Below are 12,584 nucleotides of genomic sequence, written 5' to 3'. Positions count from 1 at the left end.
CGATCGGCGGTCAGTCGAGCGCGACGTCGACCCACTCGTCCGAGCGGGCGGCCTCGTAGGCCGCCTCGGTCACGGCGGTCACGCGCAGCGCGTCGCGGGCCGTCGCTGGCGGCGCACGGTCCTCGTCGATCGCCGTGAGGAACGCCTCGGCCTTGTTCGGCCCCTCGTTTCGGTCGATATAGGGGCTGTGCTCGGTGCTCTCGGCGTCGATCTCCGTGACCGTCCGCGGCTCCCACTCCCGGCCGTCGAGGTACACCGCGCCGTCGTCGTCCCAGCAGTGGATGTGCTCGCGAACGCAGGGCGAATCGCCCGAGACCGAGACGTTCGCGGTCGCCCCGTTCGCGAACTCGATCAACACCGTGGTCTCGGCGTCGACCCGCTGCTCGTCGTCCGCGAAGCGCATCCGCGAGGAGACCGCCGTCGGCTTCAGTCCTGTGGTCCAGAGCACCGCGTCGAGCAGGTGGCTCCCGGTATCGTAGAGCATCCCGCCACCCGAGAGGTCGGGATCGGTCCGCCACGTGCCCGTGAAGTCGGACAGCCAGTTCTGGGTGATCTCCGCGGTGATCCACTGCGGCTCGCTCTCGCGGAACCGTTCGCGCGCCGCCACGAACGCCGGATTGAGGTGGCGCTGATACCCCACCATCAGGGTTCGATCGCTCGTCTCGGCGCGCTCGGCGATCTCCCGGGCACGGCCGAGATCCGTCGTCAGCGGCTTGTCACAGAACACGTGGAGGTCGTGGTCGAACCCCGCCATCACCTGGTCGTAGTGGAGGGTGTGCGGCGTCCCGACGAGGATCGCGTCGAGCGACGCTTCCTCGATCATCGCCCGGAAATCGTCGTACAGCGAGTCCTCGCCGACGCCGAACGCGGCCGCGGCCTCGGCACGGGGCTCGGGGGCGATGTCGGTGATCGCCGCGACGGTCGCGTCCGGATGGCGGTGGAACTGCCCGCCGACCGTCGTGCCGATGTAGCCGGTGCCGATGACTCCGACTCGCAGCGGTGTTGCCCGTGGCATCGTCCGTCCCGAGTACCGTTCCGTCAATAAACGTGCTGCACTACTCGCTCGCGCCTCGACTCTCCTGACGGGTCGGTCCGGCGCTCACTCGACCGCGACCCACTCGCCGCGGTCGTCGCTGCGCTCGATCGCGTCGAGCGCCCGCTGGACGGCGAGACCGTCGGCGAAGGAGGGGTGGAACGCCCCGTCCCCAGCGACCGCCGACAGGAATTCGTAGTCCTCGTGAACGAAGGTGTGTTCCCAGCCGAGGACGTGGCCCGGTGGCCACCAGTGATCGACGTAGGGGTCGTCGGCGTCGGTGACGAGCACCGTTTCGTAACCCCGATCGCCATCACGGAGCAGTTCGAGTTCGTTGAGACGTTCGAGCGAGAACCGGAGGCTGCCCTCCGTCCCGTGGATCGCGATCGTGTGATCGTTCTTGTGGCCGTCGGCGACCCGCGAGGCCTCGAAGGTGCCCATCGCACCGTTGGCGAATTCGGCCTGGGCCGAGTACGCGTCGTCAACGGTGACCTCGCGGGTTTCGTTCCCGCTACCGTCGCCATCGACGGGCCGCTCGTCGACGAACGTCCGGAGCTGGCCGCTGATTCGCTCGATCGCGCCTGCGCGGTCGCCGACGAGGAATCGCGCGAGGTCGATCGTGTGCGCACCGAGATCGCCGAGCGCGCCACTGCCGGCAAGCTCCTCGTCCATCCGCCACGACCACGGCTCCGCGGGATCGACACCCCAGTCCTGAAGGTACTTCCCGCGAACCTGGCGGATCGCGCCGAGCTCGCCCGCTTCGATCAGGTTCTTCGCGTACTGGATCGCGGGCACGAACCGGTAGTTGAACGCACAGCCCGCGATCGCGTCGCTCTCCTCGGCCGCCCCGGCCATCCGCTCGGCGTCCTCCAGGGTCGGTGCGAGCGGCTTCTCACAGAACACCGGGACGTCCGATTCGAGCGCCGCGATCGAGGGCTCGGGATGGACGAAGTTCGGCCCGAGGTTGTAGAACACGTCCACGTCGTCGATCGCCGTCTCCCAGTCGGTGGCGGTGGTGGCGAAGTCCAGCCGATCCGCAGCGTCCGCGAGCGCGTCCTCGTCGCGGCCGACCAGGGTGTGTCGTTCGAGGTCGGGCGCGTCGGGGAAGAACATCGGGAGTCGTGCGAACGCGTTCGAGTGGGCCCGCCCCATGAACCGGTAGCCGAGAACGCCGATCTTCAGTGCCATGTCGGCATCACAGTCGATGTCGTCTTAATTCTCCGGGTTGTGATCCAGCGCCAATCGGCGAGGAACTCGCAGGTCTCGTGTGACTGTCCGCCGAGCGGCACCGTGAGCACGCCACCGTCCACGTGACACGCCACGACGACCGCGCGAACAGACGTTCAGGGCCCCCGACCCCCGCGATCGTCGGCCGATACGGCTCAGTCGATCTCGACCGGGGTCTCCTGGGTCGCGTCGTCGAGCCGGATCGCGCGGCCCGCCTCCGAGGAACGGTAGATGGCGTCGATCACGCGCTGGACCGCGAGCCCCTCTTCGAGCGTGTTCCGCTCGGGCGACTCGCCGCGCTCGACCGCGTCGAGGAACGCCCGCTGCTCGGCCGCCATGGCGTCGTTCGAGCGGGTCGTGACGTCGGTGTCGGCGAGGTGATCGACGCCCTCCTTGCTGCTCTCGTAGAGCTTCAGGCTGTTCTCCTGGCGGTCGAAACACGCCCCCGCGTCGGTGCCACGGACGAGGAACTCGTGGTTGGTCGGGCGGTTGGTCGCCCACGCCGCCTCCAGACTCACCGTCGAGCCGTCCGCACACCGGATGAACGCGCTCACGGAGTCGTCGACGTCGAACCCGCCCGGTCCGAGGTCCTCGCCCCACATGTCGATGTAGGCGTAGTCCTCGCGCGCGCCGAACGCCGACCGCGTCGTCGCGGATACCTCGACGACCTCGGGGAAATCGAGGAAGTGAAGCGCGAGGTCGATCGCGTGGATCCCGATGTCGATCAGCGATCCGCCGCCGGAGGTCGCCTGGCTCGTGAACCACGAGCCACGCCCCGGGATGCCGCGCCGCCGGATGTAGTTCGCCTCGACGTGGCGCGTGGTGCCGAACCGGCCCTGCTCCTGGAAGCTCTTTATGACTTCGACCGGGTTGGCGAAGCGGTTCTTGAAGCCCGTCATCACGAACCCGTCGCTCGCCTCGGCGGCGGCCACGATCCCCTCGGCGCTCTCGATCGAGTGTGCAAGCGGCTTTTCGAGGAGCACGTGGACATCGTGTTCGAGCGCGTCGACGGCGTACTCCTCGTGGAAGCGGTTCGGCGTCGCGACGATCACCGCGTCGGCGACTGCAAACAGATCGCTGGCGGTCTCGTAGGTGTCGGTCGCGTACGCGTCGGCGAAGCGATTTCGGACGTCGGGATCGATGTCGACGCCGCCGGCGAGGTCGACGCCGTGATCGACGAGGCGGTCGGCGTGGAACCGGCCGATGTTCCCGAGACCGATGATCCCGACGCGTGGAGGGGGAGAAGAGGACACAGGGGCAGAATAGGGCGTGGCGGATTGTAAGGATACCGTTCCGTCGTGAGTTCGGATCGTCGGTCAGTACAGTTGTTGCTCGCGCTCGTCGCGCCCGGCGTCGCGTTCGGCTTCCTCCTTCTCGCGCCGCCGCCCGCGGCGGTACTGACGGACGAGCGGGATGAACTTGTTCTTCACGTCGAGCACGAACGAGACGATGCCGTACGCCCAGAAGACGAAGAGTAGCGTCATCCCGCCGACGTAGAACAGGCCGAGCTCGGTGACCATCGTCAGTCGTCACCCTCCGCTTCGGTCCCGGCTGCGCCCTCGGCTTGCGCCGGCTGGACGAGGCCGTGGGCGATCGCTTCGCCCGACTCCGTGTCGAAGAGGTGGATCTTCTCGCGGTCGAGCACCACCCGCATCGTCTGGTCCTCCTCGATGTCCGAGGCGGGATCGACGCTCATCAGGAGCTGATCGCCCGCCTCGGGGTCTTCGAGGTCGGTTTCCGCCTCTTCGGCGAGCAGGAGGTAGACGAAGATCTCGTCGCCCATCGGTTCGAGCACGTCGGTGGTGGTCTCGATCTCGCTCGTCGCGTGCGACACCGATCCCGCGGCGTCGGTCGGGTAGACGTCCTCGGGCCGGACCCCGAGCGTGACCGCATCGCCCTCGGCGACACCGATCGTACCGGGATCGAACTCCACGTCGATGTGGTCGGATTCGAACCCGTTCGCGCCGACGGTCCCCTCGGCGAAGTTCATGCTCGGTGAGCCGATGAACCCTGCGACGAACAGGTTCGCCGGCTCGTTGTAGCAGGTGAGGGGTGGATCGATCTGCTGGAGTTTGCCGCCGTCGATCACCGCGATCCGATCGGACATCGTCATCGCCTCCGCCTGGTCGTGGGTGACGTAGATCACCGTGGTTCCGAGCTCGCGGTGGATGCGCTGGAGTTCGGTCCGCATGTGGACCCGGAGCTTCGCGTCGAGGTTGGCGAGCGGCTCGTCCATCAAGAACACGTCGGGTTCGCGCACCAGCGCCCGCGCGATCGCGACCCGCTGGCGCTGGCCGCCCGACATCTCGCTCGGCATCCGGTCGAGCATCCCGCCCATCTGGACGATCTCGGCCGCGTTGTCGACCCGACGGTCGGTCTCGTCCTTGTCGAAGTCCCGGAGCCGGAGCCCGAAACTGATGTTGTCGTAGACGTCCATGTGCGGGAACAGCGCGATGTTCTGGAACACCATCGCGACCCCGCGGTCCTTCGGCGGGAGGTTCGTCACCTCCCGATCCCCGATGTGGATGGTCCCCTCGGTGGGCGTGGTCAGCCCGGCGACGGTCTCCATCGTCGTCGACTTCCCACAGCCCGACGGCCCCACGAGGGTGACGAACTCCCCGTCCGGAATCTCGAGGTTCATGTCGTCGACCGCGACGACGTCGTCGAAGCGTTTCGTGACGTGTTCGAGTGTGACTTTTGCCATGAGTTACTCCTTGAGTGCGCCGCTGGTGAGACCGCTGACGATGCGTTCCTGGGCGACGACCACGAGGATCGCCACCGGCAACACGCCGATGATGCTCGCGGCCGCCATCAGGTTGTACGAGGCGGTGTACTGGGTCTGATAGCCCAGAATGCCCCACACGAGCGGGGCCCAGTTCTGTGCCTGGCCGTTGGTCATCAGGAAGGAGAAGAAGAACTCGTTGTAGACGTTGATGAAGGTGAGCACGCCCGCGGTCGCCACGCCCGGTGCCGACAGCGGGATGATGACGCGAAACAGCGCCCCCAGCCGCGTGGTCCCTTCGACCCGGGCAGCGTCCTCCAGCCCGTCGGGGATCTGCCCGTAGAAGGTGGTGAGAATGAAGATCGATAACGGCATGAACAGCGCGCTGAGCGGGAGCCCGATCCCGAGTGGGGTGTTGAACAGCATCGGGCTGGTCAGGCCGAAGATCTCGACGTTCCCCGTGAACAGCCGAAAGAGTGGGAGCAGGAACGCTGCCGGCGGGAAGTACGAGATCGCGAGTACGAGGAGCATCAGGATCCCCCGCCCCGGGAAGTCGAGCCGGCCGAAGACGTAGCCCGCGAGGCTCGCCAGCACGAGCACCACGATCGTGGTCCCGAGCGCGATCACGAAGCTGTTGAACAGGTAGATGTGGAAGGGGAGGCGCTCGAACACGGTGATGAACGCCTCGGGATTGAACCCCTTGGGGAGGAGCCCCATGTCGATGATCGCGTTCTGTGGTGTGAGCGCGAGCACGAGCAGCCAGTAGAACGGGAACAGCGTCGTGATGAGGAAGAAGATCGTCACGACGTAGAACATCGCACGATAGGTCCGGTCGGGGTTCCGGATCGATCCCCGAACCCACCGGGTGAACGGCCCGCCCTCGTTCTCGGTGTCGCCGGCCTGGCTCTCGGCTTGTGCGCCCGCCATCTCAGATCCCGCTCCCGTCGCTGGAGTTCTGCCAGAACCGGACGATGTACACCGACACCACGACCGCGATGATCGCCGCCGTCACGAACGCCACCGCCGCCGCGGTCCCGTACCGCCTCGTACTGAACGTCGACACCACGAGACACGACAGCGACGGGACCGTCGTACAGCTGCTGGTCGTCTCGATCAGGCCGTAGATCCGCATCGACGAGATCGTCCGGAACAACATCGCGACCAGCACCGTCGGCAAGATTAGGGGGAAGGTGATCATCTTGAACGACTGCCACTTCGTCGCGCCCGAGACCTTCGCCACGTCGTAGAGGCTCCGGTCGACGCTCTGCAGTCCGGCGAGAATCAGGAGCGCCATGAACGCGGTGGTCTTCCAGACGTCGGCGAGGATGATGATGGGGAGCGCCTCGGCGCTGTTGACCAGCGGCGTTCCCGATCCGCCGAGCGCCTCGACGACGTCGACGCCGAAGCCGATCCCGGGCTGGAAGAGGAGGAAGAAGATCATCCCCTGGATCACGATCGGGACTGCCCACGGGATGATGATCGCGACCCGGACCCACCGCCGGCCTCGGAAGTCCTGGTCGAGCACCAGCGCCTGGCCGAAGCCGATGATGGTCTCGAAGAACACCGCCACGACGGTGAAGATGATCGTCACCGGCAGCGCGCTCTTGAACGGCTGGCTCAGGTCGAGGAACGGCTGTGGGAGCGCCACAGTGTCGAGCTGGCCGGTGAGCAGCGCGACGTAGTTCCGGAGGCCGACGAACTCGCCGAGTTGCTGTGCCCCCCGGAGGCTGTCGGCGTGGAGCGACATCTCGAACGTGCTCGCGAGCGGCCAGAAGGAGATCACCGCGAGCAACAGGAACGCCGGTGTCAGCAGGAGATACGCGAACGCGGTTTCGCTCAAGTTTTCGAGCCAGCGAACCGCGCCGCCGTAGATACCCGAACTGCCCTGTACACCCGACTCGGATGATTGTTCCGTCGCCATGTTACTGTGCGTTGAACTCCTCGATCGCGGTGAGTTGGTCCTTCAGCGTGTTCATCGCCTGTTTCGGGGGTGAATCGCCGGAGAGCCCGGCGTGGACGAGCTGGGCGATCTTGGTGGATTCCTGGGGCCAGACGACGGTCACCGGCCGGGGAATCGCGTTCTCGCCCGCGATCCGCAGCTGCTCGATGTAGTTGCCGGTGACCGGGACCTGTTTCACCTTGTCCGACGTGAACACCTCTCGGTTCGGCGGGAGCCACCCGGTCGCCTCGACCAGCGCGCGCTGGAACGACGGTTTCGTCATCGTGTTGACCACCGCGAGCGCGTCCTCCATCCGTTCGGAGTTCGGGTTCACCGCGTTGTGCCACCCGCCGAGGGCCGCCACCGGGCCGCCGATGTTCTCGTATTGGGACTTCTCGGCCGTGACGCCGTACGGGATCGGCATCACGCCGAGTTTCTCCTCGCCGAACGCCTCGGCGGAGCTGGGGATCGCGTACGGCCAGTTGCGGAGCGCGACCATGTTCCCCGCTGTGAACGGACTCAGCGAGGGGTTCTCGGTCCAGCTCAGCACCGCCCGCGGCGAGATCTGCTCGTAGCCGTCGAGGGTGTTCGGGGCGTCGGAGCCGTAGATGAACGACCGGATCATCCTGACCGCGTCGACCACCGGCTGTTCGGCGACCGTCACCGGTCGCTCGCCGATCGGGCCGAACAGCGTGTCCCGGCCGCCGAAGTACGCCCCGCCCCAGCTCGTCATGAACTCGTTGAAGTCACAGCACGAGAGTCCCTCGTAGATGTTCGCCTGGAAGCCGAACCCGTAGTTCACGTTCGACTGCCGCTTCGCATCGGCGACCACCTTCGAGAACTTCTTCCACTGCATCGACTCGGTGGCCCAGTTCTCGCTTTCCGGCTGGTAGCCCGCCTGCTTCACGAGGTCCTTCCGGTAGAGCATCGTCGGGAAGTCCGGAAACAGGGGGACGGCGTAGAGATCACCGTCCCCGCCCCGCGCCGTCTCGACCGCGGCCTGAAAGTACTCGTTCTCGACGAGGTTCACGGTCGATTCGGGCAGGTTCTCGGTGAGGTTGAGCACCTGCGCCCGGTTGATGAAGTTGAGCGCCCACCCGCTGTCCATCATGAAGATGTCCGGGTCGGCGAGGTCGGCCGACAGCCACCGGGTGTACTGTGACTGGCGCGCGCCCGTCTGGCTCGGTCCGGCGATGACGTCGAGGTCGATGTCCTTCGACAACCCCGCGTTGTAGAGCGCGGTGCGGATCGCGTCCGCAGCGTCCGCGCCGGTCGAGTCAGTTACCCATCGGACGGCTCCCGAGCCCGCCTGGCTCCCGCCGACCGTACAGCCGGCGAGCGCCGTCGCGGCCCCCGACGCACCCGCCGCCTTGACGAAGTCACGTCGGGTGACGCTCCGTCGCCGCGTATTGGTATGTGTGTCACCACCATTCATCACCTTTGATCGGACACGATAGACTCACTTATAACTACTGGAGTTACAACACCCGTTGTAAACGGTGCGAATCGGTCAGCGGTCGGCGGATTCGATCCTGACGCGGGTCGCCTCGATCGGTTCGAGGATCGCGCCCCAGCCACCGATCCGGTGGGTCCGTTCGTCCGTTTCGAGCGTGAACATCGCCTGCCCGGCGAGTTCGGCGAGCGGGATCGGCTCCGTCTCCGCTCCCCGATCGCCCGGGTAGGAGACGTCGGTGATCCGGCCCGTCAGATCCCGTCGGTCGCCCGTCCCGGTGTCGTAGCCCTCGACCCGAGCCGCGATCCGTCGGCCCTCGGCCAGCAGAGGTTCGACCTCCCTGATGCACTGCCTGATGTCGACGTACTCGGCCGGCAGCGACCCGATCGTCGGGGTGGCGTAGAGGGGATCCCAGACCTCCCAGAGGCAGGTCAGGAAGTACCAGTGGAAGACGTAGGCGTGGGTCCGGTCGTCGACGACCACGCCGTACTGATTGACCGAGGCCGTGTGGGGGCCGAAGCAGGTCCGGGTGCGGTCGACGAGCACGATGAAGGGTGCGGGGAGTGGGCGGTGGCGAGCTTCGGTGCAGGCGTCCCCGAGCGTCTCGTCGTCGGGGAGGTCTGCCGGATCGTCCGCGTCGGGATCGGTGTGGATCGACAGCCGGACGTTCACGCCGCGCTCGTGGGCGGTTTCGAGCGTCGGGCGGAGGTCGGCGAACTGCTCGGGCGAGAGCGAGAGCTGGGCCTGGAACTCGGCCTCTCGCAGGAACCCCCGTGCCCGATCGAGCACCGTCTCGAACCTGGTGACGATGCTCGCCTCGTTCGACGCCGGCGGGGTGCGCTCCCAGCGGCGTTCGATCTCGTCGGCGGCGTCCACGAGCCGGGTCGCGCGCGATCGGAGGTCCGAGAGCACGTCGGCCGGACTGTGTGCCCGGACGTGGAGCGAGCCCTGCTCGTAGGTCTCGACGTACCCCTGCTCGGCCAGGCTCCGGACCACGTCGTAGATCCGCGGGTCGGGAACCCCGCTCGCCTCGGCCACCGTGGTCGCCGACGCCGCGCCGAGATCGAGCAGGGTCACGTACGCGTCGGCCTGGTACGGCGACAGTCCGGCGTCCTCGAGCGTCGCCTTCAGCGCGCCGGCATCCATCCCCTCGTCCGTCACGGGGCCGATCCGCGCTGCCGGCTCATTTCGTATCGGCGCGGACGAACGTCACGGGACACGGCGCGGAGAGCATCACCTTCTGTGCCGTCGAGCCGAACACCGCCTTGCCGGTGGGCGAACGCTGCCGGCCGCCGACGATCACGAGGTCGGCGTCGGATTCTTCGGCGAGCCCCACGATGCTGTCGCCGTGGTCGCCGACCGCACCGCCGACGGCGTGGTCGACGCCGGCGTCGTCGAGCCGCTCGGCGAGCTCGCGGATGGTGGCGTGGCGGTCGGCGACGTCGTTCGGTGACACTTCGCTGGCCACCGTGTCGAACCCGAGTCGATCGAGGGATTCGGCGTACTCGTCGTCGGTGAAGACGTGGCCGAGCACGACGGTCGCGCCCGACGGCCCCGCGATGTCGACGGCCTCCTCCGCGAGACGATCGATGCGATCCGCGTCGCCCGGCCCGACCGCGAGCACGACGGTTTCGAGTGCCATGCCACCGTGTTCCGAAGCGTCTCATATAACTCTACGGGCGAGCTCTCCCGACATCGCGGTCAGTCCGTCCGCTCGCGAACGCCGATGCCTGGCCGATCGGTCCCCGCAAGGTCGATCGCACCGTCGGCAATCGCCACTCCCGTATACGGGTCGTCGGCGAGCAGCAGGGAGCCGTCGAGGTCGGCGTAATCGAGCAACGGCGTGAGGTGACAGGCGGCCGCGATCGCGGCGTTGGACTCGATCATGCAGCCGAGCATGACCTCCAGCCCGTGCGCGCGGGCGGCGTGGATCATCCGCTTCGCCTCGCGGAGCCCGCCGCATTTCATGAGTTTGATGTTCGCGATGTCCGCGCGCCCGGCGATTCGGGGAACGTCCGCGAGCGTCACACAGGACTCGTCGGCCGCGATCGGGAGCGCCGAGCGCTCGTGGACGTATTCGAGCCCCTCTGGATTCTCGGCCGGAACGGGCTGTTCGACGAACTCCACATCGAAAGCGGCGAGGGTTTCGATCATGTCGATCGCCTCGTGGGGCGTCCACGCCTCGTTCGCGTCCACCCGGATCCGGGCGTCGGGGGCCGCCGTTCGCACCGTGTCGACGATCTCCCGGTCACGCTCGGTGCCGAGTTTGACCTTCAGGATCGAGTGGCCGGCGTCGACCGCCGTAGCCGTCTTCTCGCGCATTCGCTCGACGCTGTCGAGCCCGATGGTGTAGGAGGTCGATACCGTTTCACTGGGGTCGAGTCCCCAGTAGCGATAGAGCGGGAGATCGAGGCGCTTGCCAACGAGGTCGTGGAGCGCGATCGATATCGTACACCGTGCGGCGGGGTTCGCTCGAACCGTCTCCCGCAACCGGCGCTCGATCCGATCCAAACTGTGGGGATCGTCGACGTCCTCGACGACCGCGAGGAGATCAGGGAGCACCGATTCGACGGTGGCCGCGGTCTCGCCGTAATGTGAGGAGGGTGCAGCCGCCCCGATCCCGGTCGTTCCGTCGGCGTCGGTGATGCGCACCACGACGTTCTCGGCGACCGTCTGCGTCTCACGCGAGATGGTGAACGGGTCGTCGAGGTCGAGCGTCACCCGCTCGAAGGACGTTTCGAGCGTCACAGTATCGCCTCCAGGGCGTCGTCGATATCGAACCGGACCGGGTCGGTCGCCGGCACGTCGATCGCGTCGGCGTAGTCGGCGACCGCGGTGCGGGCTGCGTCGTCGGTTGCGACGTTGCGGGTGTTGAGCGCACCTGCGACCACGTTCGTCTCGTGAACCGGCTCCGCGAGGTTCTCGTAGAGATCGAGGTAGCTCGAAAGCGGCGGCAGCGACACGTCCTCGTAGCCGTGGATCGCCTCGCGGCCGGCCTCGTGGCAGAGGACTAGCGTATCGGCCATCGCGCCGTGGAGAATCGAACAGGTGACGCCCGAATAGGCGGGATGGACGATCGAGCCCTGGCCCTCGACGAAGAGGTAATCGTGATCGTCGCCCCGGTCGAGGATCATCTCCTCGACAGCGCCGGCGGCGAAGTCGCTTATCACGCGGTCGATCGGCAGGCCCCACCGCTCGATCATGATCCCGGTCTGGCCGGTAGGGATGAACCCGCAGTCGACGCCGCGGTCGCGCGCGGCCTCGTAGAGTTCGCGCGTCGCGGTCATCTTGCCCACCGAGCAGTCGGTGCCGACAGTGAGCACGATCTCGGCGTCGACGTCGGCGGCGATCCCGTCGCTCACCGAGAGATCGGCGGGCGGTTTGCGAACGTCCCAGAGCTCACAGTTATATTCGTCGGCGAGGTGGCGGAACTCCTCGTCGTCTTCGAGGAAGTAATGGAGGCCCGAAGTGACGTCACAGCCGCGTTCGAGGGCTGCTCGGACGTCGGGCCGCCACGAGTCCTCGAATCCGCCGCCGATCGGCGCGATCCCGACGATCAGTTCGTCACACGCCGGGACGTCGTCCATCCCGGCGACGATCGGTGCGTCCTGCACGTCGGGGAGGAAGTCACTAACGCGCTTGCCGGCGTTGTCACGGTCGAGGACGGCGGCGATCTCTTCGTCACCGTATCGGAGAATGCTCACGGCGGTCTTCGCTCGGTCCGGGAACTGCTCGTGTGCGAGCAGGGCGACGGTCATGGCTACCCAGACGCGAACCGATGGGTTAAGACCCGCGTTCGTCGGCAGCGACGGTCCTGTCGATCCCCCGACCAGCACCACGGGGAGACCGAACGACTAACGTCGTGGTTCCCGTCCGTCCGATCATGGGATCGGAAGACGACGTCCGTGTGTGGCTCGTCGAGCGCGGGTACAACAACCGCGACCTCATCGTTCTCAAGTACGCGACGCCGGAGGGAAACCGGCTCTTTCGGCGGGAACTCGCAGCGCAGGCGATCGATATGGACACCGTGACTGCCGCCAGGGACGTCTCCCCGGACGATCTCGAAGCCGTAGTGGAAGCCGACGTTCGGGAGCGGTATGCGGCCGAAGCACGCCGGATGGCCGACGAGCACGATCCCGACGACACGATCTGATCGCCGGCGATCCGGGCTGGTGATCCGAGCGCTTTAGTGTGAATATTGCCTCGTCCG

At 67.0% G+C, this 12,584-nt stretch carries 13 protein-coding genes; 1 reads left to right on the top strand and 12 read right to left on the bottom strand.

The window, feature by feature from the left end:
- Positions 1-10: 10 nt before the first annotated feature.
- The 12 genes from TX76_RS05770 to TX76_RS05715 all read right to left on the bottom strand — a co-directional run bounded on the left by TX76_RS05770 (position 11) and on the right by TX76_RS05715 (position 12,132).
- Positions 11-1,015 carry a Gfo/Idh/MocA family protein gene (locus tag TX76_RS05770; protein ID WP_049900191.1) on the bottom strand — a complete coding sequence of 335 codons (1,005 nt, stop codon included), beginning with the start codon at positions 1,013-1,015 and terminating at the stop codon, positions 11-13.
- A gap of 84 nt (positions 1,016-1,099) precedes the next feature.
- Entirely contained in the window at positions 1,100-2,221 is a 1,122-nt protein-coding gene (locus TX76_RS05765) for a Gfo/Idh/MocA family protein (protein WP_049900188.1), read from the bottom strand.
- 194 nt (positions 2,222-2,415) lie between these two features.
- The gene (locus TX76_RS05760; protein ID WP_049900185.1) at positions 2,416-3,513 is read right to left on the bottom strand and encodes a Gfo/Idh/MocA family protein; all 1,098 of its coding nucleotides are present in this window, start codon (positions 3,511-3,513) and stop codon (positions 2,416-2,418) included.
- Between the two features lie 63 nt (positions 3,514-3,576).
- Positions 3,577-3,780, bottom strand: a complete 204-nt coding sequence (locus tag TX76_RS05755; protein ID WP_049900183.1) for a hypothetical protein — start codon at positions 3,778-3,780, stop codon at positions 3,577-3,579.
- 2 nt (positions 3,781-3,782) lie between these two features.
- Entirely contained in the window at positions 3,783-4,964 is a 1,182-nt protein-coding gene (locus TX76_RS05750; RefSeq protein ID WP_049900180.1) for an ABC transporter ATP-binding protein, read from the bottom strand.
- Between the two features lie 3 nt (positions 4,965-4,967).
- Entirely contained in the window at positions 4,968-5,909 is a 942-nt protein-coding gene (locus tag TX76_RS05745) for a carbohydrate ABC transporter permease (RefSeq protein WP_049900177.1), read from the bottom strand.
- A 1-nt stretch (position 5,910) separates the two neighbouring features.
- On the bottom strand, positions 5,911-6,903 hold the full coding sequence (locus TX76_RS05740) for a carbohydrate ABC transporter permease (protein ID WP_049900175.1): 993 nt from the start codon (positions 6,901-6,903) through the stop codon (positions 5,911-5,913).
- Between the two features lies 1 nt (position 6,904).
- The gene (locus TX76_RS05735) at positions 6,905-8,356 is read right to left on the bottom strand and encodes an extracellular solute-binding protein (RefSeq protein ID WP_049900172.1); all 1,452 of its coding nucleotides are present in this window, start codon (positions 8,354-8,356) and stop codon (positions 6,905-6,907) included.
- Between the two features lie 75 nt (positions 8,357-8,431).
- Positions 8,432-9,520 carry a TrmB family transcriptional regulator gene (locus TX76_RS05730; RefSeq protein WP_049900339.1) on the bottom strand — a complete coding sequence of 363 codons (1,089 nt, stop codon included), beginning with the start codon at positions 9,518-9,520 and terminating at the stop codon, positions 8,432-8,434.
- A 37-nt stretch (positions 9,521-9,557) separates the two neighbouring features.
- Positions 9,558-10,016 (bottom strand): universal stress protein, encoded by a 459-nt coding sequence (locus TX76_RS05725; RefSeq protein ID WP_049900169.1) that lies wholly within the window; start codon positions 10,014-10,016, stop codon positions 9,558-9,560.
- 59 nt (positions 10,017-10,075) lie between these two features.
- Positions 10,076-11,122 (bottom strand): dipeptide epimerase, encoded by a 1,047-nt coding sequence (locus tag TX76_RS05720; RefSeq protein WP_049900167.1) that lies wholly within the window; start codon positions 11,120-11,122, stop codon positions 10,076-10,078.
- Positions 11,119-12,132 (bottom strand): DUF1611 domain-containing protein, encoded by a 1,014-nt coding sequence (locus tag TX76_RS05715; RefSeq protein WP_049900164.1) that lies wholly within the window; start codon positions 12,130-12,132, stop codon positions 11,119-11,121. Before TX76_RS05715 ends, TX76_RS05720 begins: the two co-directional genes overlap by 4 nt.
- Positions 12,133-12,257: 125 nt before the next feature.
- Between TX76_RS05715 and TX76_RS05710 the strand changes: the two genes are divergently transcribed.
- Positions 12,258-12,527, top strand: a complete 270-nt coding sequence (locus TX76_RS05710) for a hypothetical protein (RefSeq protein WP_049900162.1) — start codon at positions 12,258-12,260, stop codon at positions 12,525-12,527.
- Positions 12,528-12,584: the final 57 nt, after the last annotated feature.

Origin of the sequence: Halococcus agarilyticus, from assembly GCF_000334895.1 — an archaeon.
Lineage (GTDB): Archaea > Halobacteriota > Halobacteria > Halobacteriales > Halococcaceae > Halococcus > Halococcus agarilyticus.
The sequence above is the reverse complement of the archived record's forward strand: the minus strand, read 5'-3'. Positions and strand labels throughout refer to the sequence as shown.